23 protein-coding genes are annotated in these 25,273 nt (G+C 38.4%); 3 read left to right on the top strand and 20 right to left on the bottom strand.

Annotated features, from left to right (window positions below; all coding sequences use genetic code 11):
* Positions 1 to 16: 16 nt before the first annotated feature.
* The 5 genes from ACZ11_RS20605 to ACZ11_RS20585 all read right to left on the bottom strand — a co-directional run bounded on the left by ACZ11_RS20605 (position 17) and on the right by ACZ11_RS20585 (position 5,862).
* Positions 17 to 379, bottom strand: a complete 363-nt coding sequence (locus ACZ11_RS20605) for an Asp23/Gls24 family envelope stress response protein (protein ID WP_049668404.1) — start codon at positions 377 to 379, stop codon at positions 17 to 19.
* A 587-nt stretch (positions 380 to 966) separates the two neighbouring features.
* On the bottom strand, positions 967 to 2,571 hold the full coding sequence (locus tag ACZ11_RS20600) for a M20/M25/M40 family metallo-hydrolase (RefSeq protein WP_049668403.1): 1,605 nt from the start codon (positions 2,569 to 2,571) through the stop codon (positions 967 to 969).
* A gap of 42 nt (positions 2,572 to 2,613) precedes the next feature.
* Entirely contained in the window at positions 2,614 to 4,047 is a 1,434-nt protein-coding gene (locus ACZ11_RS20595) for an amino acid permease (RefSeq protein WP_049668402.1), read from the bottom strand.
* 164 nt (positions 4,048 to 4,211) lie between these two features.
* On the bottom strand, positions 4,212 to 4,973 hold the full coding sequence (locus ACZ11_RS20590; protein WP_049668401.1) for a dimethylarginine dimethylaminohydrolase family protein: 762 nt from the start codon (positions 4,971 to 4,973) through the stop codon (positions 4,212 to 4,214).
* A gap of 16 nt (positions 4,974 to 4,989) precedes the next feature.
* A complete protein-coding gene (locus tag ACZ11_RS20585; protein ID WP_049668400.1) occupies positions 4,990 to 5,862 on the bottom strand; it encodes a dimethylarginine dimethylaminohydrolase family protein in 873 nt (290 codons plus the stop codon).
* A gap of 218 nt (positions 5,863 to 6,080) precedes the next feature.
* Between ACZ11_RS20585 and ACZ11_RS20580 the strand changes: the two genes are divergently transcribed.
* Positions 6,081 to 6,821 (top strand): IclR family transcriptional regulator, encoded by a 741-nt coding sequence (locus ACZ11_RS20580; protein WP_049668399.1) that lies wholly within the window; start codon positions 6,081 to 6,083, stop codon positions 6,819 to 6,821.
* A 213-nt stretch (positions 6,822 to 7,034) separates the two neighbouring features.
* The gene (gene rpmB, locus ACZ11_RS20575; protein WP_049668398.1) at positions 7,035 to 7,223 is read left to right on the top strand and encodes a 50S ribosomal protein L28; all 189 of its coding nucleotides are present in this window, start codon (positions 7,035 to 7,037) and stop codon (positions 7,221 to 7,223) included.
* A 655-nt stretch (positions 7,224 to 7,878) separates the two neighbouring features.
* On the opposite strand, the gene spoVM is transcribed toward rpmB, so the two are convergent.
* From spoVM to ACZ11_RS20505, 15 genes are all read right to left on the bottom strand, one after another.
* Positions 7,879 to 7,980: a stage V sporulation protein SpoVM gene (gene spoVM / locus ACZ11_RS26020; RefSeq protein ID WP_100544041.1), complete on the bottom strand. Its 102-nt coding sequence runs from the start codon at positions 7,978 to 7,980 to the stop codon at positions 7,879 to 7,881.
* An 18-nt stretch (positions 7,981 to 7,998) separates the two neighbouring features.
* Positions 7,999 to 8,652: a thiamine diphosphokinase gene (locus ACZ11_RS20570; RefSeq protein ID WP_049668397.1), complete on the bottom strand. Its 654-nt coding sequence runs from the start codon at positions 8,650 to 8,652 to the stop codon at positions 7,999 to 8,001.
* Complete coding sequence (gene rpe, locus ACZ11_RS20565; RefSeq protein WP_049668396.1) at positions 8,649 to 9,317, bottom strand: ribulose-phosphate 3-epimerase; 669 nt, start codon at positions 9,315 to 9,317, stop codon at positions 8,649 to 8,651. The genes ACZ11_RS20570 and rpe overlap by 4 nt, the downstream gene beginning before the upstream one ends.
* A gap of 2 nt (positions 9,318 to 9,319) precedes the next feature.
* Positions 9,320 to 10,204 (bottom strand): ribosome small subunit-dependent GTPase A, encoded by an 885-nt coding sequence (gene rsgA, locus ACZ11_RS20560; protein ID WP_049668395.1) that lies wholly within the window; start codon positions 10,202 to 10,204, stop codon positions 9,320 to 9,322.
* 11 nt (positions 10,205 to 10,215) lie between these two features.
* Positions 10,216 to 12,201, bottom strand: a complete 1,986-nt coding sequence (gene pknB / locus ACZ11_RS20555; RefSeq protein ID WP_049668394.1) for a Stk1 family PASTA domain-containing Ser/Thr kinase — start codon at positions 12,199 to 12,201, stop codon at positions 10,216 to 10,218.
* A 2-nt stretch (positions 12,202 to 12,203) separates the two neighbouring features.
* Positions 12,204 to 12,953, bottom strand: a complete 750-nt coding sequence (locus ACZ11_RS20550; RefSeq protein ID WP_049668393.1) for a Stp1/IreP family PP2C-type Ser/Thr phosphatase — start codon at positions 12,951 to 12,953, stop codon at positions 12,204 to 12,206.
* Between the two features lie 6 nt (positions 12,954 to 12,959).
* A complete protein-coding gene (gene rlmN, locus ACZ11_RS20545) occupies positions 12,960 to 14,102 on the bottom strand; it encodes a 23S rRNA (adenine(2503)-C(2))-methyltransferase RlmN (RefSeq protein ID WP_049668392.1) in 1,143 nt (380 codons plus the stop codon).
* On the bottom strand, positions 14,102 to 15,463 hold the full coding sequence (rsmB, locus tag ACZ11_RS20540) for a 16S rRNA (cytosine(967)-C(5))-methyltransferase RsmB (protein ID WP_049668391.1): 1,362 nt from the start codon (positions 15,461 to 15,463) through the stop codon (positions 14,102 to 14,104). Before rsmB ends, rlmN begins: the two co-directional genes overlap by 1 nt.
* Entirely contained in the window at positions 15,460 to 16,401 is a 942-nt protein-coding gene (gene fmt, locus ACZ11_RS20535) for a methionyl-tRNA formyltransferase (RefSeq protein WP_049668390.1), read from the bottom strand. The genes rsmB and fmt overlap by 4 nt, the downstream gene beginning before the upstream one ends.
* A gap of 1 nt (position 16,402) precedes the next feature.
* On the bottom strand, positions 16,403 to 16,897 hold the full coding sequence (gene def, locus ACZ11_RS20530) for a peptide deformylase (protein ID WP_049668389.1): 495 nt from the start codon (positions 16,895 to 16,897) through the stop codon (positions 16,403 to 16,405).
* A 488-nt stretch (positions 16,898 to 17,385) separates the two neighbouring features.
* On the bottom strand, positions 17,386 to 19,800 hold the full coding sequence (gene priA, locus ACZ11_RS20525) for a primosomal protein N' (RefSeq protein WP_049668388.1): 2,415 nt from the start codon (positions 19,798 to 19,800) through the stop codon (positions 17,386 to 17,388).
* On the bottom strand, positions 19,797 to 20,807 hold the full coding sequence (gene coaBC, locus ACZ11_RS20520) for a bifunctional phosphopantothenoylcysteine decarboxylase/phosphopantothenate--cysteine ligase CoaBC (protein ID WP_049668387.1): 1,011 nt from the start codon (positions 20,805 to 20,807) through the stop codon (positions 19,797 to 19,799). Before coaBC ends, priA begins: the two co-directional genes overlap by 4 nt.
* Before the next feature lie 316 nt (positions 20,808 to 21,123).
* On the bottom strand, positions 21,124 to 21,351 hold the full coding sequence (rpoZ, locus tag ACZ11_RS20515; RefSeq protein ID WP_049668386.1) for a DNA-directed RNA polymerase subunit omega: 228 nt from the start codon (positions 21,349 to 21,351) through the stop codon (positions 21,124 to 21,126).
* A 4-nt stretch (positions 21,352 to 21,355) separates the two neighbouring features.
* Positions 21,356 to 21,973, bottom strand: a complete 618-nt coding sequence (gene gmk, locus ACZ11_RS20510; protein WP_049668385.1) for a guanylate kinase — start codon at positions 21,971 to 21,973, stop codon at positions 21,356 to 21,358.
* A gap of 43 nt (positions 21,974 to 22,016) precedes the next feature.
* The gene (locus ACZ11_RS20505) at positions 22,017 to 22,892 is read right to left on the bottom strand and encodes a YicC/YloC family endoribonuclease (protein ID WP_049668384.1); all 876 of its coding nucleotides are present in this window, start codon (positions 22,890 to 22,892) and stop codon (positions 22,017 to 22,019) included.
* A gap of 449 nt (positions 22,893 to 23,341) precedes the next feature.
* On the opposite strand from ACZ11_RS20505, the gene ACZ11_RS20500 reads away from it, so the two are divergent.
* Positions 23,342 to 25,039, top strand: coding sequence for an Rqc2 family fibronectin-binding protein (locus ACZ11_RS20500; RefSeq protein ID WP_049668383.1), 1,698 nt, complete (start codon positions 23,342 to 23,344; stop codon positions 25,037 to 25,039).
* The last annotated feature ends 234 nt before the right edge of the window (positions 25,040 to 25,273 follow it).

Genomic DNA, 25,273 nt, shown 5'->3' with positions numbered 1-25,273 from the left:
GAATTAGTTCCTCCTCTTAATCATTCGCTACACGAACGCCCTGTACAAAGATATTGACAGATTTCACGCTCATACCTAATGTTTTATCCACTGTATATTTCACTTTCGATTGTACTTGATAAGCAACTTCCGAAATTTTTGTCCCGTAACTAACAATAATGTACATATCAATATGTAAATTGTCGTCCTGTTTTCGAATAACAACACCTTTTGCAAAATTTTCTTTACGTAAAATATCAGTTAGACCATCACGAATTTGATGTTTAGATGCCATGCCAACAATACCGTAGCATTCTACAGCAGCGCCACCAGCTATTTGTGCAAGTACATCTGTTGAAATATCAATTTGGCCGAATTCATTGTTTAATTCAATTGACATAGAAATGCCCCCTTGGCTCTTTTTGACTAAATGATATTGTAACACTTTCGTTATACATTAAGCAACCTTGGAAGGCATGAAAGCGCATTGTATCAACGTTTTACTAACATTACAAAGGTAAACATACACCTTCACCAAAATTTCCACTTTTTCTGTAAAAGTTGTTACGAACGTTCGTTTTGCTGTGTATAGTGCTTGATCAGCTAATTCACAGCATGTTTTCAATTGCTCGCTATTTGAGATTTTGGCATGGCACATCCCGATCCTGATTGTTACAATATCAGTACTTTTGAATGTTCATGACGAATGTTTAAGTGGCGTACTTCCTCTAAAATCTCCTCACACACATTGAAAAACTAGATTGGCCCCACCTTAAAAAAGCACAAAAAACCTACATATTGCTAGGCAGGTTTCCGTAGTCAAAAACAAAACTTTATAGCAGGCATTTCATTTCGTTGCATAAAATATTCTCAAAAAATAATAAAGCTAATTCTTATTCAACGCCTTACTTATAACAGCAAAAAATCAAGAACCTCACAAGGTCCTTGATTTAATTATCATCAATATTATTGAACAAAGTCATTCAATTAAAATAAGCTTTTAATAAGCGTATCAATCATCACTGGCATTTCCTTAAATGCGCTATCCACATGTAGTCTTTCCGTCTTTTGGTGGGCATCTTTCCCAAAAGGTCCTACGTTTAAAACAGGGCCCTGTAATGCGGACATCGCTTCAAAAGGAATACTGTACGTGTCACCCCATACAGGTGTATTGTGCTCGAATGCTGTCCATTCATTTGAGTCATCTGAATAATTGACATAGCTCAAATCACAAATACCATTAAAATAATGAATTTGCTCTACTTCAATATCAAATGTTTTGGCCGTTTTCTTCATCAATTCAATCGATTGAATGATAAGGGGGTGATTGGATGAATTGATCGCCGGATAATATGGTGGTGCATATAACAACACTGTCGCTGGTGCTAGTTCCTGGCAGCGAATCATTAGCTGATCCACGATGCGAATAGATTTCTCTCGATCATCCCATGCACTATTTTCAAGAACTTGATTTTTTATTAAACTTACTTCCACAGCGCCTAATTTCTTTATCGCATACTCTAAAAGTGCCTCATAACGAAGTACCTTTACTTCACCCACGCCATGTACTTTTTCGCGCTCACAAATTCGCTTATATTGTTCATTACAAGCTGACATTGCTTCTAATGCAACTTGTTCAAAAATATCCATTACTTCAGATGCTGTGCGCTTTAATAAAAACACATTATAAAGGGCTGCTGCTCGATATGGTGTTTGTGTAGAATACTCCATTTTCAAATCTTTTAATTGTAAAGATACAGGTAATGGCGTACTTTCGCCTAGATCAGTTTCACGGAAAATTGGATTCCACTCCATATGCTGCGTCATGTATGAGGCAATAAAATTCGCTGTCATTCCTTTTAATGGCTCACCTACATGAGTCTCTTTTCCGTAAAATAAAGCTGCTGGCATAATTTTTCCAATAGTTCCTGAATATATATATTCGTTGATATCAGCCGGGCCTTGTGAAAAAGAAGGCTCACTATTTAAAAATAGTTTATAAGAGAGTCCATGCAGTTCACGGAGTCTGACAAGCTCTACAACTGCTGCACGCATCCCAGCAGAATTCACTTCTTCATCTGGCACGGCCGTTAAAATAAGATTGATTGGCCATTCTTCGATACTTGCCTTTTCAATCAACTGCATATGTAAAGCAAGCCCCATTTTCATATCCATCGTCCCACGACCGAATAAGTAGTTGCCTGATTCCAAATCAATTCTTGCGGCTTCCGGTAAATCTTTTTTGTATCTAGATTCCATTAGCTTTTTTGTAAGCTCTTCAGGGAAGAAGGCTAATGGTTCAAGCTCACCATATTCTTCTGTATGGACAGTATCAAAATGACTAATTAACACAACCGTTTCTACTGCAGATGGATGCTTATACAAAGCAGTCACAGCATTGCGTTCGAGACCCGCATCATGCAATTCAATAAGTTCTGGGTTTTTCTGAAAATAAGAAAGCGTTTGCAATTTATTTTTTAATTTATAGGCAAATTCATGTTCACCTTTTGTTAAAGTTCTACTTTCCCAACTGACAATTTCACATAATAATGCACGTAGTTTTTCAGGGGTATTCCAAAGATAAACATTCATAAAAACTCTCCTTTATCCGATCTTCTCAACACAGAATACATATCAGTGTATATCAAGTGATTCCTCATTTTTTATTTCAAACTCAGAAGAAACTGTATTTGTTTTACTCAATTTTAATTTATAGAAAATCATGCAAGCGATAAAGAATCCAATCCCATAAAGTAAACCAACTCTTTGTGTTGGATCGAATGCTAAAAAGACAAGGATTAGCATGCAAAAAACAATGCAGAACACTGGAATCAATGGATAAAACGGTGTTTTAAATTTTAATTCAGCCACATCTCCTCCTGCTTTGACATATCGATATCGGAACATCAATTGAGATGCACATATTCCCATCCATGAAATTGTTACAGAAATCCCTGCAATAGACATGAGTAAAACAAATACTGCATCTGCTTCCATCACGCTCGTTAATAAAGAAAGCAGCGAGAAAAGCATCGTGAAAATGAGTGCATTTAATGGCACTTTATTTTTCGTTAATCGCCCAAATAATTTAGGAGCCATTCCCTCTTTTGACATCGACCATAATAAACGTGTTGAAGCATATAAACATGAATTACCTACTGATAATATCGCTGTTAAAATAACAAAGTTCATAATGCCAGCAGCATATGGAACGCCAGCTAATTTCATCAATGTGACAAAAGGACTTTCTAGTAGTCCAAGCTCCGATGAAGGGAATATAGCAGATAAAACAATAATAGAAGCAATATAAAAAACTATAATTCTAAAAAGAATTGTCTTTATTGCCCGAGGAATATTTTTCTCTGGATTTTCAGTTTCTCCTGCTGCAATCCCGACAAGTTCAGAACCTTGATAAGAAAAGATAACATTCATCATTGTGACAAATATAATCGCAATACCTGCTGGGAATAAACCAGACGGTGCTAAATTCGTAAAATGTGGTGTTGGACGATCAGCTAGCGGAATCAATCCAAAGATTGCGGCAACTCCTATAACAATAAACGCAATCACCGCAATAACTTTAATGCTTGCAAACCAAAATTCTGCTTCTGCAAAGCCTCTAGTTGTTAATGCATTTAAAGTAAATAACAGTACCATAAATACAGCACACCAAATCCAAATAGGGACATTAGGGAACCAATGTTGCATCAGAATCCCCGCTGCAGTAAATTCTACGCCCGCTGTGGCAGCTGACCCTACAAAATACATCCACCCTAAAGAAAATCCTGCTGAAGGACCGATAAAACGTGTTGCATAGGTTTGGAAAGAACCAGTTACAGGCATGTAAACAGCTAATTCTCCAAGACAATTCATTACCATATACAATATTAAACCACCAAATAAATAACCAATTAATGCGCCTCCAGGACCCGCTTGATTAATTGTGTAGCCAACATTTAAAAAGAGTCCTGTTCCAATAACGCCACCGAGCGAAAGCATTAATAAATGACGACTTTTCATTGAACGGTTTAATTGATTATCATGCCGTTGTTCCCCTTTACTCAACATCCATCCCCACTCTCTAGTTGCTATTAATATATCGAATATTCTGTTATTATTTCTACTAAAGTACCCAATCAATTTATCTCCTAAATTGATTGGGTATTTTTACATTGAAATCAATTACGCCTCGGCATACTTGCCGCAGATGTTTGTACACCCGCTGCAAGAAGTTAAAAACGTAATGACAAGCAGCTTAGTCCACCATCATGTTTTCTAAATTCAGACATTTCAAGCTCAATTGTTTGGTAGCCTAAATCATTTAATTTACGATTTGTTTCTGGATAGCCTGCAGGAATAATGACATAATCATTTACTTGAATACAGTTTGCTGAATACTCATCCTCTTTTGGAATAATAATTTTTTCATAGGATTCGAATGCAGGATGGTCGATAAACTCTCCTGCTAGCACCATACGATTTTCACCAACATATGCGATGCCCGTTTTTAAATGGAAAAATTCTTTTAACGGAATAATCGTTGCCTCATAGCCTTCTTTTTCAACGATTTCTTTAAATTGTCGAGCCCCTTCTTCATTAGTACGGTCAGAGATGCCTACATAAAATTTCTTTTCTGCCTGCAATACATCTCCTCCATCAAGTGTTCCTGTGCCTTCGATATAATATAAATTTTCATAGAACTTTTTAACAGCTGGTTCGATTTCCTCAATCTCACGATTACGAGCCTCTGCCCCTGGATTTGAAATAATGGAAAATTCAGGTGTTAAAACAGCTGTATCCTCTACGAATGTTGAATCTGGGAAGGCCTCATTTGCTGGGAGATGTGTAACCTCTACGCCACATTTCTTTAAAGCTTCTATATATCTTTCATGCTGCTCAAATAATTTTTCTAAAATCGGTTTTCCTAAGTCACTAGTCGTTAAACCATTTAAATAACTATTTCCTGGATTTTTTACAATAACATTTTTAAACATTTTACGACATCTCCTTTTATCTTCTTACTACTGGGCAAGTTAGACATGTTGGTCCACCTGTTCCTTTTAGCGAAATTTCATTTCCTTTATATTCATAAACTGTTACGCCTGCATTAAGTAATCGTTGCTTTGTAATTGGATTTCCATTGGGAATAATACATACCCTCGGTGCAAGTGTCAAAACGTTACAGCCTAGCGCATCATACTCATCTTTCGGGACTTCAATTAATTGAATACCTCGGTTGATTAGAAGCTGACGAAAAAATACCGGCATTAATCGTGAATGTACAACGGCTAAATCTTTGTCCACCATACTAATGAAGGACATTAGGTGTAAACATTCAGCTTCACCTAAATCATGCGGTAGCTGTACAACAATGAATTCGTCGACTATATCCTCCGTCATGTCCTTTAGCTGACGAATAGCTTCATCATTCGTTCGATAACCTCTACCTACAACAAGAGTACGATCATCAAGCCAAACTATATCGCCACCATCTGATACAGCCTCTCCAGTCAATTCTCCGATAACCGGAATGCCCTTTTCCTGTAAAAATGCTTTATACACAGCTGCTTCTGGCTGTCTTAATGTTTTGCCAGATTTCAGGATAATGGCACCATTTGGTGTGAACTTTACAGGATCATGTGCATACAACGAATCCAACCCTACTTCATCTGATTCTGGTAAAAAATCAATTTTTTCAACATACTTTTCTAGAATACTCATAAATTCAGCGTATTCTATAAGAGCCTCATTATAGTTAGGTTCTGATAAGTAGTTAAATGTTTTCCATTCATCGCTAAGATGCTCTTGGTTTCGGAAAGCATCTTTTGGATGTTTTACTATTACGTGTTTCAAAGGTGCATACATTGACGAACAATAATGCATTCCCTTCACCCCTTTTTTCCGTTTAGTGGAAAACGTTTCCGCATAGAGGAAAGTTTATATGAAAAATATATGTGTTTTAAGGTATAATGTCAATATATTTAGAAAAATTTCTATATTCATTCTTTTTGAATAGCGTAACAAAATGGATGTCCACAATTATGTAGCTAGACGTAGACAAAGAATAAAAATAAAATAAATGAAGGAGAGGTGGGACATGAATGCAATTATTAGAACGAGCTATGACAATCGCTAAAGTTTTGGCCTCTGAAGCAAGTGAAAATAGCTTGTCCATTTCAGAGCTTTCGGCAAAATGCAATTTACCACTTAGTACATTACATAGAATTTTAAAAGCGATGATCAAGGAAGGAATGATTGAACAAGACGATCAAACTAAACAATATCGACTCGGAACAATTTGGATGGAACTCGGCTTACAAGTGTATGATACGATGGACTACATTAGTAAAATTAGGCCCGAATTAGAGCGTTTAGCAAGAGAAGTCGAGGAAAGCGTCTATTTAAGTAAGCCCGCTGGTTTAGATACAATTATTATCGAAAGAATAGACAGTGCAGCTAATCCCATTCGTATTTATGATCAGCTAGGTATTCGTATACCAATGCATATTGGAGCTGCAAATAAAGCCATTTTAGCCACAATGCCCGTTTCTCAAGCAATGGAAATTATTGAACAACTTATTCCTCATGAAGAAATCGCTGAATTAGAGGCACAGCTTGAACAAATAAGACTACAAGGATTTGCCATTAGTCATGGGGAAAGAACTGCAGGAACATCTTCAATTGCAGTTTCCATTTTAAATGGTTTCAATGAAGTAGTCGGTGCAGTAAGTATAGGTTTTGTTAGCTTTAACGTTTCAGCAGAACATATTAATACCCTTACAGAGCGTTTAATGGAAACTGGGAAACGTGTTTCTATGAAGCTTGGTTATCGAGGAAAATAATATTGAAAACTATTTAATTAGCCTAGATTTGCTGTATCCAGAAAATGATTCCCTCTTATCTGACAATTATTTATGTCTGTAAAGGTTTTTTTCTTGAAAGGTTAAGTGAAAACTATTGCACTGAACGTCATGGTATGTTAAATTATTATGGTATGTGAAATACCGAACTGAAATAATAATCTTTCAGCATTAACAGTAAGGAGGGAATACAACATGCCAAAACAATGTGTAATCACTGGACGTAAAGCTCGTACTGGTAACAACCGTTCCCACGCTATGAACGCTAGCAAACGTACATGGGGTGCTAACCTTCAAAAAGTTCGTATCTTAGTAGACGGTAAACCAAAACGTGTATGGGTTTCTGCTCGTGCATTAAAATCAGGTAAAATCGAGCGCGTTTAATCGTCGCTTCCAAAAAATCGATTTCGCATTTGGCGCAAATCGATTTTTTTCTGTCTCAATAACTGGACTAATAAAGAAAGCCGCAAGCAATTACATCTCATAGTAATTCCTAGCGGCTTTCATTACATATAGCAGCACAACAAAACGCCTATGCAGAATGGCAGTTACGATATAATAAAGTATAGTTCTTTAGCAAAGCTAGAGGTTGATTTCCGTTCCGACTGGGCGCTTTCCTGGGGGCGTCCGATGAGCCCCAAGGAGTCGCCCAGTCTCCACTCCAATCAACCACTTCTCATAGTATGTACCCCTTTCGCGAAAGCGTAGTGTTAACGTAGCGTCAGCAAGATCAGGTGTACAAAAGCATTATTGTTATAAGTTTCTTCTGTTTGATTATATTGAGTAGCCATAGCGTTCACTTTTGAAATACATAAAATTAATAAAAGTTCTACGCTATCGCTGATTGGAGTGGAAGGCTACTCGACTCCCGTGGGAAAGCGAGACAGGCGAGACCCTGCACGGAGCGCAGCGGAGGAAGCGGCTCGACGCTCGCCCACAGGAAAGCGAGTAGCCTTGAACGGAAATCACCCACCACAATATTCACAAAGAATTCCTTGACCATTTTGTTATTCAACACCAGAAAAAAATCCGACTAGTGTTAGTCGGATTTTTTTACTTTCTTTTCTTTTTTAAAAATGTTGATACATGTACGCGTAATACTACTTACAAATTTCGGCAGCTGGAACGTATATACTTTCAGGACTCTCTCCCCCTTACGCTAATCTATGCTTCTTATCATTAAACATATGCCTTGCGTGAAAGATATAGACCCTGAATTGCCTATTATTTCATTACTTGTAAAGCGAGATGTACCAAGAGAGATTTCTTCATTTGTTGTTTCATACTTTACTTGCCTTAATGTCACATCTTTAATCGGCTCTTCATGCGCAAAGAAAGACAAATAACGGTATTGCTCGTTTGCTTCAATGATGTGTGTGCCTGGCATTAAAAATTGCATCATATTTACATGATTAATAATCTTCAATACTACCTGCGGATGCTCTTTTTGTAAACGATAAATCGAACGAACCGCTGCCTCATAATGATCTAAACGACCACCTGTAACACCTGTAAGCACAATTTCTAGCGGTGTATAGGTCAATGCTTTTAATAACGCTAAGTCTGTATCTGTTTCATCTTTTTCTTCCTGAAATCGTTGTCTATCATTTGTATGTGCCATCACCAGCTCGTATTCCTCTTGCGATAGTGAGTCAAAATCTCCTACTATGGCATGTGGTGTGATTCCTTGCTCGATTAAATATAGCGCTCCTCGGTCTGCTCCTATAAATAACACATCACTTTGCTCTTTATACGGGCTAAATGAACAGAGTTCCGCTCTTGGCCCGCCTGCACAAACAACGACTACTGTCATCCTTGAATCGCTGCCTCACCAGCAGCCAAAATTTCCTGTAGGGCCGCAGAACGATCTTCTTTACTATAAATAGCGGAACCAGCTACAAAAATTGTTGCGCCTGCTTTAGCACAAGGAATAATAGTCTCTGCATTAATACCACCGTCAATCTCAATTGCAATATCAAGATTACGTTCTTTTATAATAGCTGCTAATGCTTCAATTTTTGGGACAACAGAATGAATGAATTTTTGCCCCCCAAACCCTGGATTCACTGTCATAAACAACACCATATCAATATCTTCTAAAACGTGTTGAATAGATTCTATTGGTGTATGTGGATTTAATACAACACCAGGTTTGACTCCATATGAACGAATTAATTGAATTGTACGGTGTAAATGGCGGCAAGCTTCTACATGCACCGTAATATAGTCCGCTCCTGCTTTGGCGAATTGTTCAATATATTGATCAGGATTTTCAATCATTAAATGAACGTCTAGCGGTAAATCAGTTAAAGGACGAATGGCGTCTAATACAATAGAGCCAAAAGAAATATTTGGCACAAAATGACCATCCATAACATCGATATGAATAAGCTGTGCCCCAGCCTTTTCTACTTCTTTTACTTCTTCTCCTAATTTAGCAAAATTAGCTGCTAAAATTGATGGTGCTATTTGTATCATCATTAATACCTCGGCTTTCGATCCATAATCTCTTGCATAAATTGTTCGTAGTGTTTATAACGGTAGTCACGAATTTCCCCCGTCTCAACTGCTGCCTTTACAGCACATTTGGGTTCCTTTAAGTGTAAACAGCCTCTAAATTTACAATCATCTGCAATACGGGCCATCTCAGGGAAGCATGCGCCTAATTCTTCTTTTTCTATTTCATCAAAATCAAATGAACTAAATCCTGGAGTATCTGCTAATAAGCCGTTACATACTTCTATTAATTCGACATGGCGCGTCGTATGTTTTCCACGCCCTAAGCTTTGTGAAATAATTCCAGTTTTTAAATTTAAATCTGGAATCAATGTATTTAGTAATGTGGATTTCCCAACTCCAGATTGCCCTGCTAATACAGAAGTTTTTTCCTTTAAAATAGGCTGTAGACGATCAACTAGCTCTTCCTCACCCTTATAGGTTTGTAGCACGGTATAACCCATGTTTTCATAATCTGCTATATAGCATTGCAATTCCTCACGTTCATGATCTTCTAGCAAATCCATCTTTGTTAAACAAATAATCGGATGAACATGAAATGACTCTAAAACAACTAAGAAACGATCCAGTAAAATTGTATTAAAATTAGGTTCTTTTACAGAAAATACAAGAATACCTTGATCAATATTGGCTATCGGAGGACGCACTAATTCATTTTGACGTTCCATAATTTTTTGAATAGTACCGTCTGATCCCTTTGTTTCTAGTGTGTATTCTACAATGTCGCCGACAAGTGGGGATTCCCCGCGATTACGAAATACCCCACGTCCTCGACATTGTATTAGTTGTTCTCCATCATATACATAGTAAAAACCGCTTAATGCTTTACGTATTTGGCCTTGAGCCATCCAATTCCCCCTTATTTGACATCGTCGTAGTTGAATCTGTCTTCAGCAATAATTTCTGAATCACGAATAATTCTATATGCGCCTACTTCGCCCTCTTCAATGACAAGCTGTATTTTATAATCTTTATCAGCCGTAATAGTAAATTTATCGGCTACTGATGACATTGTATGGTTTTTATCTTGAATTTCAATACGAATAGTTTGCTCTATACCTTCCTCAGCTGGTTCATATGGTATTTTCACAGCCACAGTTTTCACCAAAGTTTTTTTAGGTTTTTCGGCAGGTCCTTTACTTATAACAACCGCTATTGTAGATCCTACTTCAACTGGAGTCCCGACTTTTGTCAATTGTGAAATAACATTTCCAGCAGCCACTGTATCATTAAAGTCTTCAGAAGCAATACGCCATTTTAAGCCTTTTCTACTTACATACTCATCCATTTGTGCCTTCGTGTAATTCACAACATTATCTACGGTAACCATTTGTACACCTGCGCTTACCGTAAATTTCATCGTTGTATCTTTAGCGATTACCTCTTCTTGTGGTTTCGGCTCTTGATCAATAATTTGGCCTTCTGGCACTGTTGAATACACGTAGTTAATTTGTGGCTCTAAAAATTTACCCTTTAACATTGATTGAACTTGGCTAACTTGCTGTCCTCTATAATCTTCCACTTTCGTCGTCTCTACTCCAAGACTGACGATTAAGTCAATTTCCGCACCTTTTACACGCTCCGTCCCCTCCGCAGGGTCTGTTTCAATGACCTTATCCTTTTCAACGTTCTCATCATAACGCTCCTGATGTTCACCACCAACAGTAAAGCCTTCAGCCTCTAATTTCTTAGTAGCTTCCTCAATTGTCATATTAGCCACACTAGGTACAGATATCTTTTTTGGGCTAAATAAATCTGTGGCAAAGAAAACGAATAGGAAAATGGCGATAGCTGCTATTACTAGTCCAGCAACATATATTGGCCATTTTTTCTTTTTCTTTACAGGTGTCGTTTTTTCAACAGGCTTCTTAGCCTCAGGTTTCGGCTTTGCTTGAACAATTGGTTCGATTGCTCTTGTCTCCGTTAAATCTTCGTCTTTACGTATAACTGACTCTTTTATAATCGGAATAGCTTTTGTCACATCATTATCTACCGGTATGACAAACTTCGGTTCATTGATACGATTAGGCGATAAAACTGTCTCTAAATCTGCTTGCATTTCTTCTACAGTTGAATAACGATGAGAAGCATCTTTCGCTGTAGCTTTTAGTACGACATTTTCCAAGCTTTGTGGAATTGTAGCATCGAATGCACGAACTGACGGTGTCTCAGATTGTAAATGTTTAAGCGCGATAGAAACAGCTGACTCACCTGAAAATGGCAATTCCCCTGTTAATAATTCATATAAAACAATGCCAAGTGCATAAATATCAGATTTGTTTGTTGCCGTACCACCACGAGCCTGCTCTGGTGATAAATAATGCACCGTTCCAAGCACGGAGTTCGTTTGTGTAAATGACGTTGCACTAAGTGTCATCGCTATGCCAAAATCAGTTATTTTCACATTGCCTTCTGCATCCATTAAAATATTTTGAGGTTTAACGTCACGATGGATAATATGATTTTCATGAGCATTGGCAATTGCTGATGTTAACTGCTTCATAATATGCACACTTCTAGCAGGAGAAATTGGTGCAAATTCCTGTATGTACTGCTTTAATGTTTTTCCTTGGACATACTCCATCACAATATAATGTAGATCACCATCATCACCTACATCATAAATACTAACGATATTTGGATGTGTAAGGCTTGTAGCAGAAAGTGCTTCACGTTGAAAACGGCGATGCAATTCATCCTCATTGGTAAAATCATAGCGTAATATTTTGATCGCTACATCACGGTTTAAAATCATGTCATGTGCTAAATAAACATTGGACATACCACCGCCACCAATAAGCTCTATAATTTTATAACGGTCACTAATTCGTTTACCTACAAGCATACTTACACCTCCTCATCTTGCCTTGTGAGTAGCACGAGGGAGATATTGTCTTCTCCCCCGCTTGCATTTGCTAATTCCACAAGTTTTCGTCCTTTTTCTTCTATTGAATCTGGATACGTAATAATTGATGCCATTTCATATACTGTAAGTTTATTGCTTAAACCGTCAGAGCAAATGAGTAAATACGATTCTGATGCTAAATCAATTTCGTAAAAGTCTGGTTCAATCGTTTCTTCTGTACCAACCGCTTTTAAGATGAAATTTTTCTTCGGATGCGTCAACGCTTCCTCTTCACTAATTTCACCATTTTCAACCAGAACATTTACATAGGAGTGATCTCTTGTTATTTGTTGTGCACCATCATCAAAGAAATAATACACACGACTATCACCAACATGGGCGATAAAGCAATGATTTTTTTCAATTAACACTGCAATAAACGTCGTGCCCATTCCTTTACAGTCTTCATGTGATAAAGAATAGTCATATATACTTTTATTCAATTGCTTGACTGCTTGTAATAACCACTCTTTTTTTGATGTTGTTGATGCAAAATGATGTGCCTCTGCCTGTAAAAAAACGGATTCTATTTGTTCCATCGCCATATCACTCGCTACATCGCCAGCATTATGACCACCCATGCCGTCCGCTACAAGTGCTAGTGCAAGTCCGCCTGGACGTTGAAAAAATGCCGCACGGTCTTCATTGATTGCTCGTTTTAACCCAATATCACTTTCGACTGTGTATTCCAACACTGGTCACCTCGTCTCTTCAGATCTCTCTTGCGCACGTAATTGACCACACGCAGCAGCAATATCAGAACCTTGCTCTCGGCGGATTGTTACGTTAATACCATTCTTCTTTAATGTTTTTTCAAAGGCAAAAATTTGACTACGGGATGTGCGAACATAATCACGTTCTGGTACGTAGTTTACAGGAATTAAGTTAACGTGGCATTTAAGTCCTTTTATTAATGCAGATAATTCTTCTGCAATTTCAACTGAATCATTTTCACCAGACATTAAACCATACTCAAAAGTAACACGTCGGCCAGTTTTATCCGTATAGTAACGGACAGCTTCCATTAATTCATCCAATTTGTAAGCACGTGCAATTGGCATCAGTTTTTGACGATCCTCTTGGTTAGGTGCGTGTAATGATACTGCAAAGTTGATTTGTAGCTGTTCATCAGCAAATTCGTAAATTTTCGGAACAATCCCTGATGTTGAAACAGTGATGTGACGAGCACCAATATTTAACCCTTTTTCATGGTTGATGACTTTTAAGAAGTTCATCATCGCATCATAATTATCGAAAGGTTCTCCAATACCCATAATGACGATATGTGAAACACGCTCGCCCAGTTCATCTAAAGTTTGTTGTACTTTTACAACTTGCTCCACGATTTCTCCTGCTAGTAAGTGACGTTTTAATCCACCTAAAGTTGACGCACAAAACGTACAGCCAATTCGGCAACCTACTTGTGTTGTCACACAAACAGAGTTCCCATATTCATGACGCATTAATACAGTTTCAATAGAATAGCCATCTTGTAATTGGAATAAAAACTTAATAGTACCATCTTTTGATTCCTGTTGAATAATTGTTGACAATGTCGTCAATGCAAAACTTGCTTCAAGCTTTTCACGTAACCCCTTTGAAAGGTTAGACATTTCTTCAAATGTTTTCACACGTTTATTATAAAGCCAATCAAAGATTTGTGCTGCACGGAATGGTTTTTCACCATTTTCCTTTAACCATTCTTCTAACTGTTTCGGCTGTAATGAATATACCGATTCCTTTAAATCTGGTTTTTCTTTTTTCGCGCGTCGAACAGGCTTGTCTTCTGCCTCTTCAACTAAGTCGCTAATGCGCTCATTAAATTTCTCTTGCTCCACCATTAGTTGGATTCTCCTTTTTTACGAAAAGCGGCAACGAAGAAACCGTCACTGCCAAAGTCTTGCGGAAAGACTTGAAGCATGCCATTTGCTTGCTTTTTCGCTAATTTTGTTGGTAAAGATTCTAGTTGTATAGCTTCCATTTCTGGATGCGTTGATAAAAAGGCCTCTACAGTGCCTTCATTTTCTTTTTTATCGACTGTACATGTACTGTACACAAGCTTGCCATCTATTTTCAATACTTTTGTTGCAGCATCTAATAACGCCAATTGTATTTTTTGGAGGTTTTCTAAATCTTCTTCTCGTTTTGTATATTTAATATCTGGCTTGCGGCGCATAACTCCTAAACCACTACAAGGCGCATCGACTAAAATAGCGTCGAATGATTCTGCTTGTAGAAAATCAGGTGCCTTACGTCCATCGATTGGAGCAGTCTCTACTATATCAATCCCTAGACGATCAGTATTATGGTCGATTAAATCTAATTTATGAGGGTGAAGGTCAGTCGCTAAAATCGAACCTTCGTTTTTCATAATCTCGGCTATATGTGTTGTCTTTCCACCTGGAGCTGCACACATATCTAAGACGCGCATGCCAGGAGATGGATGCAAAACATTTGCTGGAATCATAGAGCTTTCATCCTGAATAGTAATAAGCCCATCTTGGAATGCCTTTGTTCGAGCCGGCTGACCATTTGTTACATGTAAACATTCAGGCATTAGCTCACTTCTTTTCGCTGATAAACCTTCCGCTTCTATGCTGGCAATCGCTTGCTCAACGCTTGCTTTCGTCGTATTTACACGTACAGTCTGCACTGGAGGTACATTGTTTTCATGTAGCATTTCAGCCGCTACTTCAATACCGTAGTTATCGACAAAGCGCTGCACTAACCATTCGGGATGACTTGTTTCAATAGCAAGACGCTCAATTGGATCTTTAATTTCATCAGTAGAAGCTACACCCTGACGTAAAATAGATCGTAAAATACCGTTGACCATTGAAGCAATACCTTGGTGACCTCGACGTTTAGCAATTTCTACAGCCTCATTTACCGCTGCATGTGGTGGGATACGCGTTAAATAATGCATTTGATATAAAGATAAACGTAAAAGCCAGCGCACCCAATGATCTACTGAACCACGAATAAATGGCTCTAAATAGTAGTCTAGTGTCATTTTATATTGTAAAGTGCCATACGTAATTTCTGTTAAAAGCGCACGATCCTTCGCTTCGATTTTATGTCGCTTTATCGTTTCATTTAAAAGCAAATTACTATAGGCTTGATTTTTATCTACTGCTAACAGAATAGAAAGTGCAGCATCACGCACATTTCCATCCCAAATTACTACGCTTTTTTTACTCATTTAAATTGGTCCCCAATCTGTAATTTAGAACCTGTACCACGCAAATATTCCACTGCTGTCATGCGTTTCTTACCAGCTGGTTGTACATCATACAGGGCAAGTGTTGTCCCATTTCCTGCAGCAACTTCAAAATGATCCTTTGAAATCGCAACAACCTCACCGGGTATAGCATCATGCTTCGTGTCACCGACCTGTGCCCACCAAATTTTAAAGTTGCCATCTTCAAATGTTGTATAGGCAACTGGCCACGGATGAAGACCACGCACTTGATTGTATAAAGTTGTAGCATCCTTTGTCCAATCGATACGTTCTTGTTCACGTGAAATATTGCTTGCAAAGGTTACTTGCGCTTCATCCTGCACTGCACGGTTATTTGTTCCATTTATAATAGAAGGAAGTGTAGCTTTTAATAAATCAGAGCCTACAGCACTTAGCTTATCAAATAGTCCACCTGTATGATCCTCCTCTTCAATTGGGATAGCCCTTTGAGATATGATATCACCGGCATCTAGCTTTGGCTCCATATACATAATAGTTACACCAGTCTCTTTTTCACCATCAATAATGGCTTGGTGAATAGGTGCTCCACCGCGATATTTCGGTAAAAGTGACGCATGGACGTTAATGCAACCAAGCGGTGGTACATCTAGTAATTCTTTCGGCAAAATTTGGCCAAAAGCTGCTGTTACGATTAGGTCAGGTTGTAAATCAATAATTTGCTGTAATTCTTCTGAACCGCGTAGCTTTTCAGGCTGAATAACATGTAAACCTAACTCCATAGCTGCTACCTTTACAGGTGGTGGTGTTAGCACACGCTTACGCCCAACAGGACGATCTGGTGGTGTAACTACAGCTTTAATATCATAACCTTCATGATGTAGCATACGCAAAATAGGCGCGGAGAAATCAGGTGTTCCCATAAAAATTATTGAAGTCATGTTATTCCTCCTCTTCAGCGTACATTGCTTCTAGCTCTTCTTCAGTTAGAATACGTTTGATTTTCGAATCAAATAGCACGCCATCTAAATGATCGATTTCATGTAAAATTGCTCGTGCATCAAAGCCTCCCGCTTCTAGCTCATATACACGTCCTTCACGGTCACACGCTTCAATTTTCACATAGTCAGGTCGTTCAACCTCACCGTATAATCCCGGGAAGCTTAAGCATCCCTCAATATCTACTTCAGCGCCATCTGTTTCAATGACAGTTGGATTAATCATTTCTAAAATATCGCGTTCCTCGCCAAGCTCAACAATTGCAACACGTAATCCTACATTTATTTGTGGTGCTGCAATACCAACGCCATCGTATTCAACCATTGTGTCATATAAATCATCTAGTAATGTAATAATTTCTTCATTAATTTCTTTTACTTCCGCACACGGTGTTGATAGTACCTTCGCTGGATGTTCAACAACTTTTTTAATTGCCATCTTATGTTCCTCATTTCTATATTTAAGGCTTATACCTTGTCTAATTGTAACTCCATATGTGGATCTGATTTCAGTTCCGGCTGGGCGCTTTCCTGGGGGCGTTCGATGAGCCGCTTCGCTTCGCTGCAGGGTCTCATCTGTAACGCTAATCCCCGAGGAGTCGCCCAACCTCCACTCCAATCAACTTATATACATTGCATACGTTTTAGCAAAATGTCATCCCAAACTTTCGGTGATAGGACAAAGTCTATTAGAAATTCCACTTGAATGGCTCATCATTTTAACTTGGCCTTGATTTCAATTGCAACTGGGCGCGTTGTTGCTGACGCTTCGCTTTCGCACAGAAAACATTTGTTGCTGACGCTTCGCTGCAGGGCATCATCTGTAATGCTGATCCCCGAGGAGTCACCCAGCCTCCACTCCAATCAACTTATTCGCATGGCATAAATTCCAACAAAATGTCATGTCCAATCTGATGATGAACTATTTTATATAGTTGACGGGTCTAAATCTACCGTCATTAATATTCCCTGTTTAATCCATTCCGCTCGATACATCGCTAGAAGGCGCTGTAATACAGGAATGAGATTTGGTTCAATTTTATATTTTATCAAACATTGATAGCGATATCTATTTTGGAGACGACTAATGCTTGCAGTTGTTGGCCCAATAATTGCTACCTGGTTTGATAAGTTTCCCTTTAGCCAATCCGCTGCACGTCCAGCATACTCTGCCGCCATCATTACATCCTCATGAGATATTTGAATAAGTGCTACATAATAATATGGTGGATAGCTAGAGCGGCGGCGTAAAAACATTTCACGTTCGTAAAACGGCTCGTAATCTTGTAATTTTGCCAGTTCAATTGCATAATGCTCTGGTGTATACGATTGAATAATAACCTCACCATGCTTTTCATGACGTCCTGCCCTACCACTAACCTGCGTTAATAATTGGAATGTACGCTCCGCTGCACGGTAATCGGGTAGATGCAGTGATGTATCAGCACTAAGTACACCGACTAGCGTAATATTAGGAAAATCAAGACCTTTAGCAATCATTTGCGTCCCTAGCAAAATATCTGCCTGTCCTTCCCCAAATGCCTGCAAAATTTCTTCATGTGCACCCTTTTGCTTTGTTGTATCAACATCCATTCGGAGAACCCTTGCCTCAGGAAATAGCTTATAAATTTCTTCCTCAACTTTTTGTGTTCCCGTACCAAAATAACGAATATGCTCACTCTGGCATTGTGGACATATTTGAGGAACACGCTCCTCATAACCGCAATAATGACATTTTAATTTCTCTGTTGTTCGATGATACGTTAACGAGATGTCACAGTTCGGACATTGTACAACCGTCCCACAATCACGACAAAGCACAAAAGAAGAATAGCCACGACGATTTAAAAACAGCACCATCTGTTCTTTTTTCTCAAGCCTTATACGTATAGCATCAATAAGCTGCTCCGAAAACATAGAACGATTCCCTTTTTGAAGTTCTTCTCGCATATCAGCAATAAAAACAGTTGGTAACGGTTGATGCAAAGCACGTTGCTTTAAGGATAGCAAACTATATACACCCTTCTTTGCTCTCGCAAATGATTCAAGTGCAGGCGTTGCACTACCTAATATAACAGGACATTTGTAAAATTCACTTCGCCAAATCGCTACATCTCTAGCGTGATAACGCGGTGAATCCTCTTGCTTGTATGTTGACTCGTGCTCTTCATCTAAAATAATAAGACCTAAATTTGTAAAAGGTGCGAAAATTGCTGAACGAGCTCCAACAACAACGCTTACTTTTCCTTGCTGAATTTTACGCCATTCATCATACTTTTCACCGACAGATAAGCCACTATGCATCACAGCAACCATCTCACCAAAACGACTACGAAAACGCTCTGTCATTTGTGGTGTTAATGATATTTCCGGTACAAGCATAATGGCTTCCTTACCTTCACCTAACACCTTTTGTATCGCTTGCAAATATATTTCAGTTTTACCACTTCCAGTAACGCCGTGAAGTAAAAAAGTTTTCGCTGTCTGTTCTTCCATCGATCCAACAATAGCCTTTAGACCTACATGCTGCTCATCCGTCAACTGTAAAGATTGCGTACGGGAAACCTCTCTCGTAAAGGGATCACGATACACCTCTTCTTGTATAAAGTGAGCGGCTCCTTTTTCAATAACTGACTGTAATACCGCGGAAGATGCACCTGTTTCCTCATAGATTTTCTGTGGCAAAAGGACCTCTCCAAGATGTCTGCCCATCCATTCAATTAGCTGGCGTTGTTTAACTGCTCTCGCTGCACCTTCCATTGCTTTGTCGATCTCTTGCTGATTATCTGAAATTTTGACCATCCGTATTTCTTTCACATTGCCTTGCTGCTTCACAACATTTTCAATTTTTACAATTTTATTAGTGATAAGCTGTTTTAATAAAGGAAGTAATTCTGCACGTTCAAACTCTTTGAAATTAGCCTGTTGTCGCTTACCAAAAATAGCTTGAGCTTCAGCTGGCAAAGCGTCTTTCTCCACTAGTAGCGTTATGATTTTTTCATACTTCGCTCGAAGCGCTGATGGGAGCATGACCTGTAAGGCATCAATTTCATAGCAAATCGTTTCGTTTTTCAGCCACTTTGCCATTAACAGCATTTCTTCGGTTAATACAGGCTCTATATCTAAAATTTGCGCAATAGACTTTAATTTATTAGATGGTACATCTGTTTCATTTTTTAATCCGACCACAAAGCCTAAAACATTTCGTGGCCCGAACGGTACTTTTACACGACAGCCCATCTCTATAATATGTGCCCATTCTGTAGGTACTTCATAGTCAAATGGACGATCTACATGGTAAGTTGAAACATCCACTATAACCTCTGCAATTAACAAACTCATTGCTTCTCACCCTGTAATACATATGTCCATAATGCTTGCGCAAACTGCGTGGCAATTGCCGTATCCCACAATTGACCATTTACTTCTGCCGTATCACTAAAATCAATCCACGTGTCAGACATAATTGTTAACATTGGTTCACCAATAACCTTTTGTCCAAACGTTATTGCGCTAATTCCTTCTACGGATAGTATCGGTGCCCCTTCAATTGTAGGCGTATTTGCTGCATGGATAAAAAATGCAGATGGATATTGCTTTTTATAATCCTCAAGCAGTTCAAAGAGCTTATGCACGCTTGTTGCTTTCTCATCTATTAGGATTACATTTGCCCCAAGTGTTTTTGCCTCTTTTGCTATTGCCTGACCAATTTTACTATTCGACTGTGTACTAATAATATGGTGCTCGTCCAGTGGAACATAGAAAGCTCCAGCTGTAACCACTACCGTTTTACCAGCTAATGGCTTAAGCTTCTCTGAAAAAAATTCTTGCACAATCGCCGTTATTTTTTCTGGCTCCTCTAAACGACCTTTACCAACATAGCCACATGCCAAAAATCCTTCCGAAGGCTCAATAAATTGATAGCCATCAGATTGTAACTGAGCCAAATTTCGTTTTACCGCTGGATGGTCATACATATGTACATTCATCGCTGGTGCTAGCCATACAGGAGCAGTTGTTGCAAGCAAGGTCGTCGTTACCATATCGTCTGCAATTCCATTCGCCAGTTTTCCTATGACATTTGCGGTAGCTGGTGCAACTAAGATTAAATCAGCCCAATCTGCCAAATCAATATGGGCAATAACACTCGAATCCTTTTCATCAAAAGTATCGAAAAAAACATCATTTTTGGACATAACTTGAAAGCTCAGCGGATTCACAAATTGTCTTGCTGATGCCGTCATGATAACCTTTACATTTGCTCCTGCTTGAGATAGCTTGCTAACTAAAGCGACAGCCTTATAAACCGCTATACCACCTGAAACACAAAGTAAAATATTTTTATTCATGCACAATCGTCCTTTCAAATGATAAGCTCCCAAAGGAATATTCCTCGGGAGCTCTCGACATTCTGTATAATCAAAAATCCACTGCAGACGATCAATTATGCCCCGGCATAATTGCGTCCGGAATCGGCTTTGTGCTTGCACAAAGCACTCATTTCCGATTCCGTGACATCCGCCGGAGGCTTTAACTTCTTTCAGCGGGTGTTTGGACATCCGCTGAAAAGTAGCTTAAATCGGCATTCATCTCACCACCTATAGAGGTGGCAGACTTCTGCTGAAAGAAGTTAACATTAATTTGGCAAAAGCTTTTTTATCAATGTTAGATTTCGTCTTCGTACACAGTTGACTCATCCTGTGATACCTTCGTAAGTACACCTGCCGCTACTTCTTCAAGTGCTTTCCCTACGGATTTATGGGAAACATACTTGTGTAAACGTTCAGTGCCTTGTTCCTCTTGCATTTGACGAGCACGTTTAGATGCTAGACTTACTAAAGAGTATTTTGAATCGATTTCTTTTTTTAATGTATCTACTGATGGGTATAACATAGGTTTATTCTCCTCTCAACATTGACAAATATCTTTTTTCAACACGTTCTCTACGACAATGCTCAGCTTTAATAATCGCGTTTATACGATCACAAGCATTTGTCACTTCATCATTTTCAACTACATAATCATAAAGGCTCATCATTTCAAGTTCTTCACTTGCAGTTGCAATACGCTTCGCAATAACGTCTGCTGTTTCCGTCCCTCGACCTACTAAACGGTCTTTTAATTCCGTTAAACTTGGTGGGGCTAAGAAAATAAATAATGCATCTGGAGCCTTTTTGCGAATTTGTGCAGCACCTTGCACTTCGATTTCTAAAAACACATCACGTCCTGCATCAAGTGTTTCATTTACATAGGCTAACGGTGTTCCGTAATAATTCCCTACAAATTCAGCATGCTCTAATAAGCCACCCTGTTCAATCAACGTTTCAAATTCTTCACGTGTCTTGAAAAAATAGTCTACACCATCTACTTCACCTTCGCGAGGATTTCGTGTTGTCATCGAGATGGAATACTCATAATTCGTATTCGGCTGAGAAAATAATTCTTTTCGCACTGTCCCTTTACCTACACCAGATGGGCCAGACAGAACAATTAATAATCCACGTTCTTTTATCATTTATTCTCTATATCTCCCTTAATTTATAACAGATACAGGCAAGCTATTCGATATTTTGAACTTGCTCGCGCATCTTTTCTAAAATTGTTTTCGCCTGAACTACTGCAACAGCCGCCTCTGTCGATTGATTTTTAGAACCAATCGTATTGATTTCGCGGTGTATTTCCTGCATTAAAAAGTCTAATTTACGGCCAACTGAAATTGTTTCTTGTAATGTTTCTTCCAGTTGATTAAAGTGACTATCTAATCGGTCCAATTCTTCAGTGATGTCCACACGTTCTGCAAATATCGCTACTTCAGCAAGTAGGCGATCTTCTAACAACGCTCCATCCGTCACTTGATTAATTCTTTCCAATAATCGTGTACGATATTTTTCTACAGCAAGAGAGGCACATGAACAAATCTGGTTCACTTGTTCCATTAACTGTTCTTTATATTGTACAACAACATCATGCAATTCTTGCCCTTCACGCTCACGCATTTGAATGAGCTGTTCAAGTGCTTGTGAAATAGCCTTTTCAACAGCACAGAGTAAATCCTCTGGTGTAAGCTGTGGCTTTTCCTGTACAAGCGCTTGTTCAAGCGATAGTAACTCTTGCATTGTCCATTTTTCTTCTAGTGGTACTTTACTTGCTAATTGCTCTTTTGCCTTACGATACGCTTCAATTAATGACCAATTAATTTCAATAGATTGCTCGACGTTCTCTAAATCCTTAACATTAACCATCACATCAATTTTGCCACGTGACAAAGCTTGCGAAATTAATTTCTTTGCAAAAATTTCTGCTTCAAGCCATTCTTTCGGGAATTTTGCATTAATTTCTAAAAATCGATGGTTGACCGAGCGCATTTCTACAGTTAATTGAAAGTCTCTTGTTGTTGTGACACCTCTGCCAAAACCAGTCATACTACGCACCAAGGTTCGTCACACCTTTCTTTGCATACTGGGATTATTATAACATAAGCTCTGTCATTTATGACGTAAAAAATTACATAGAGCAAAAGCTAATTCTACCACAATTGAAGCTATATTTTAATATTCACCTAAAAAATGCTATGATAAACATAAGAAAGAACTCATCACCAAAAGAAAGAGATGACGGTCATAATAAGTGTATGCCATATCTAGAAGTTTATTGGAGTGAAGACTGGGCCACTTCAAGGTCACAATTGAGACCTTAACGACTCAACAGGCGCTCAAGAAAAGCGCCCAGCCGGAACGGAAATCAACCACACGCTATGGTGGAAAAGTACATTAGCCACTTTATAGTGATAACTACCACACAATAGAGTATGGAGCTAATGCACCATTAAAATAATAAATACGAAAGTACCAAGATGCTTATATCTTTGGAAAGAGGAATTCATATGGCATTTGATGGCTTATTTACTTACTCAATGACAGCCGACCTACAACAATTAGTAACAGGTCGAATTACCAAAATACATCAACCAAACGCTCAGGAAGTTGTTCTACATATCCGTGCGAACGGAAGCAATCATAAATTACTTTATTCGATTCACCCTTCTTACGCACGTGTTCACCTTACTGAGCAATCTATAGAAAATCCAGCAGAACCCCCTATGTTTTGTATGCTGTTGAGAAAACATATAGAGGGTGGTTTTATTTCTTCTATTAAACAGCACGATTTCGATCGAATTATAATAGTAGAAATTGAAAGTAAAAATGAAATTGGTGACCCTATTGTAAGGGAGCTACATGCTGAAATTATGGGCCGTCACAGTAACCTGTTGTTAATAGATAAAGAACAGGGAAAAATAGTCGACAGCTTAAAGCATTTGCCACCTTCCGTGAATAGTTTCCGTACAGTTTTACCTGGTCAGCCTTATATCGCACCGCCCGCACAGAATAAATGGCACCCTCTAGCAGTAACCGATGAACAGCTTACAGTTTTTTTCTCTGAACCAAAAACGGCTAAGGAAGTTGTTTCGCAATTTATTGGTTTCTCTCCTATACATGCAGAGGAATTATTATTCCGATTAACAGACACAGTTGATCGTGTAAATTGCTTTAAAAATTTTATAGCTTCATTTAATAATGGTGGAACAAAGCCGATGTATGTCATCGCAAACAATAAAACTTACTTCTCTCCAATCGCTCTAACGCATTTACAAGGAGATGTAACGATTTATCCAAATGTCCATGAGCTACTTGACCGCGTATTCTTTGCTCGAGCTGAGCGTGATCGTGTCAAACAGCAGGCAGGTGATTTGGAAAGATGGCTGCAAAATGAAATTGATAAGCTTATACTAAAAACTAAAAAGTTAAATAAAGACTACGAACGTGCATCTAAGCTAGATCAGTTCCAATTATACGGGGAATTACTGATGGCGAATATTTACACGTTTAAAAAAGGTGTAAAGGAAGTAACTGTCACTAACTATTATAGTGAAACTGGAGATGAAGAAATCACCATTCCAGTAAGCGAACGTAAAACACCTATTGAAAATGCTCAAAGCTATTACACAAAATACACAAAGGCAAAAAATGCCCTTATAATGGTTCAAGAACAGTTAGAAAAAACGAAGGAAGAAATAGCCTATTTTGAAATGCTTGCTCAGCAGGTACAACAAGCTGCTCCTGGAGATATAGAAGAAATTCGAGAAGAATTAGCAGAACAGGGTTATTTGAAATTACGTCATGCACGAAAAAAGAAAAAACAAATGAAACCTGAGCCTGAACGTTACGTCTCTTCTACTGGTGTAGCGATTTCTGTTGGGAAAAATAACAAACAAAATGACATACTTACATTTAAATTGGCTAAACGCACAGATATCTGGCTGCATACGAAGGATATTCCAGGCTCACATGTTGTCATCCATACAAGCGAACCTGATGAAACAACATTACGAGAAGCCGCAACACTTTCTGCCTATTTTTCAAAAGCACGAGACTCTTCCTCTGTTCCAGTAGATTACACAGAAATACGCCAGGTAAAAAAACCAAATGGCTCTAAGCCTGGTTTTGTTATTTACTTTGAACAAAAGACTTTATACATCGATCCAGATGAAGCTGTCATTTTACAATTAAAAAAACAATCTTAAAGGTTGAGGCTGAGACATAACTAATCAAAACCTTAAAAGCGCGAGAAATCAATTTTAGAAATGTTGATTTCTCGCGCTTTTCTGATGTAATTTTTTATTGTTAAAGTTATATAACGATTTAATCGTAACACTCCAACATTTAGTATTTTGTGGGGAGCTTCAATACGACTCGGCATCTTCATGGTGAGCTTACCTTGATGATGAAATGTAACGTTTTTTTAATGGCATGACCAC

The sequence above is a fragment of the Lysinibacillus xylanilyticus genome (assembly GCF_001183605.1).
Taxonomy (GTDB): Bacteria; Bacillota; Bacilli; order Bacillales_A; family Planococcaceae; genus Lysinibacillus; species Lysinibacillus xylanilyticus.
The sequence above is the reverse complement of the archived record's forward strand: the minus strand, read 5'-3'. Positions and strand labels throughout refer to the sequence as shown.

What these genes read in the sequence shown, in the direction of transcription:
- ACZ11_RS20605 (WP_049668404.1), bottom strand. Translation starts at nt 379, where the DNA reads ATGTCAATTGAATTAAACAATGAATTCGGCCAAATTGATATTTCAACA.
- ACZ11_RS20600 (WP_049668403.1), bottom strand. Translation starts at nt 2,571, where the DNA reads ATGAATGTTTATCTTTGGAATACCCCTGAAAAACTACGTGCATTATTA.
- ACZ11_RS20595 (WP_049668402.1), bottom strand. Translation starts at nt 4,047, where the DNA reads ATGTTGAGTAAAGGGGAACAACGGCATGATAATCAATTAAACCGTTCA.
- ACZ11_RS20590 (WP_049668401.1), bottom strand. Translation starts at nt 4,973, where the DNA reads ATGTTTAAAAATGTTATTGTAAAAAATCCAGGAAATAGTTATTTAAAT.
- ACZ11_RS20585 (WP_049668400.1), bottom strand. Translation starts at nt 5,862, where the DNA reads ATGCATTATTGTTCGTCAATGTATGCACCTTTGAAACACGTAATAGTA.
- ACZ11_RS20580 (WP_049668399.1), top strand. Translation starts at nt 6,081, where the DNA reads ATGCAATTATTAGAACGAGCTATGACAATCGCTAAAGTTTTGGCCTCT.
- rpmB (WP_049668398.1), top strand. Translation starts at nt 7,035, where the DNA reads ATGCCAAAACAATGTGTAATCACTGGACGTAAAGCTCGTACTGGTAAC.
- ACZ11_RS20570 (WP_049668397.1), bottom strand. Translation starts at nt 8,652, where the DNA reads ATGACAGTAGTCGTTGTTTGTGCAGGCGGGCCAAGAGCGGAACTCTGT.
- rpe (WP_049668396.1), bottom strand. Translation starts at nt 9,317, where the DNA reads ATGATACAAATAGCACCATCAATTTTAGCAGCTAATTTTGCTAAATTA.
- rsgA (WP_049668395.1), bottom strand. Translation starts at nt 10,204, where the DNA reads ATGGCTCAAGGCCAAATACGTAAAGCATTAAGCGGTTTTTACTATGTA.
- pknB (WP_049668394.1), bottom strand. Translation starts at nt 12,201, where the DNA reads ATGCTTGTAGGTAAACGAATTAGTGACCGTTATAAAATTATAGAGCTT.
- rlmN (WP_049668392.1), bottom strand. Translation starts at nt 14,102, where the DNA reads ATGGTGGAGCAAGAGAAATTTAATGAGCGCATTAGCGACTTAGTTGAA.
- rsmB (WP_049668391.1), bottom strand. Translation starts at nt 15,463, where the DNA reads ATGAGTAAAAAAAGCGTAGTAATTTGGGATGGAAATGTGCGTGATGCT.
- fmt (WP_049668390.1), bottom strand. Translation starts at nt 16,401, where the DNA reads ATGACTTCAATAATTTTTATGGGAACACCTGATTTCTCCGCGCCTATT.
- def (WP_049668389.1), bottom strand. Translation starts at nt 16,897, where the DNA reads ATGGCAATTAAAAAAGTTGTTGAACATCCAGCGAAGGTACTATCAACA.
- priA (WP_049668388.1), bottom strand. Translation starts at nt 19,800, where the DNA reads ATGAGTTTGTTAATTGCAGAGGTTATAGTGGATGTTTCAACTTACCAT.
- coaBC (WP_049668387.1), bottom strand. Translation starts at nt 20,807, where the DNA reads ATGAATAAAAATATTTTACTTTGTGTTTCAGGTGGTATAGCGGTTTAT.
- rpoZ (WP_049668386.1), bottom strand. Translation starts at nt 21,351, where the DNA reads ATGTTATACCCATCAGTAGATACATTAAAAAAAGAAATCGATTCAAAA.
- gmk (WP_049668385.1), bottom strand. Translation starts at nt 21,973, where the DNA reads ATGATAAAAGAACGTGGATTATTAATTGTTCTGTCTGGCCCATCTGGT.
- ACZ11_RS20500 (WP_049668383.1), top strand. Translation starts at nt 23,342, where the DNA reads ATGGCATTTGATGGCTTATTTACTTACTCAATGACAGCCGACCTACAA.